This is a genomic window from Acidisoma silvae (assembly GCF_020618775.1).
In the GTDB taxonomy this organism is placed as follows: Bacteria; Pseudomonadota; Alphaproteobacteria; order Acetobacterales; family Acetobacteraceae; genus Acidisoma; species Acidisoma silvae.
Genome location: NZ_JAESVB010000068.1, coordinates 1 through 1048, shown reverse-complemented (window position 1 = coordinate 1048; position 1048 = coordinate 1). Strand labels below are relative to the sequence as shown.

At 58.8% G+C, this 1048-nt stretch carries 1 protein-coding gene; it reads left to right on the top strand.

The genetic code is table 11. The features are described from left to right. Window positions 1-773 (top strand): helix-turn-helix transcriptional regulator (locus tag ASILVAE211_RS25825; protein WP_227324213.1); only part of this gene is annotated, 773 nt, incomplete at its 5' end. Between the last annotated feature and the right edge of the window lie 275 nt (window positions 774-1048).

The following is a 1048-nucleotide window of genomic DNA, read 5'->3' as shown; positions in this document are numbered from 1 at the left end:
TACGCCCGGATTGCGCTCCCCTGCTGATTAAGCGAGGAGACTTCGTGCTCATTCGAACAGTGGCGCCATTTACGCTGGCCTCTGATCCGTCAGTCGATCCAGTGGACAGCGAGCAGGCTGTCGCTGCAGCGCGGAATGTGCGGCTGACCCTGGGAGGGGGCGGCGACCGAAGGGTCATCCTCCATGCCGGGAAATTCATCTTTGACACGGCGAACGAGGACCTATTAGCCAATCTTCTGCCGCCTCTGGTTTATATCGCTGCCGACGACACGTCTTTGGGACGCATTCGGGCATTGCTGACGATGAACGAGACGGAAGCGCGCCAGCCCGGGCCTGCCAGCGCGTTTATCCTGGTGCGGCTGGTCGAACTCATCCTGGTCGAAATTCTTCGGAGCAATCGGTGGCAGATGGGTGAAAACAGCGCCAACTTGCTGGCAGGTCTCGCAGATCCGGTCACAGCGCGCGCGCTGGCCGCCATGCACCAGGATATGGCGCGCATTTGGACGCTCGACGAACTGGCGGCTCTGTGCGGCGTCTCACGAACCAGCTTTGCCAACAAATTTCGCCAGGTGGTTGGCATGGCACCAATCACGTATCTGCTGCATTGGCGGATGGCCTATGCGAAGGACGCGCTCAGAAGCGGGGCGAAGAGCATCAGCGAGATTGCCTTCTCTATCGGCTTTCAGTCTGCGAGCGCTTTCACCACGGCGTTCACGCGTGCCGCCGGGTCTTCACCGAAGCGGTTTGCCCGGCAGGCGGACCGAGCAGAATGACAATGCATTTTCGAAAGTAATTTGCAAGCGGAGCCGGAGGGATGGGAGAAAGTCTGGTCTCAGTCAGCCGACCTACCAAAGCGGACCCTCGCTCACCTTTAAGCCTCATTTTCCAGGGCTAATGCATCATTTCCCGTGCAGCCCGAAGCAAATCTGCCGAGGAGTAGGGTTTCGGAAGAAACCGGCTTCTGACGGGGAGATCGTCAAACTGCGGGACAATTTTTCCGGACGTGATAATGATCTCAATGGGCGGCCAACGATCTCGGATGGCAGCA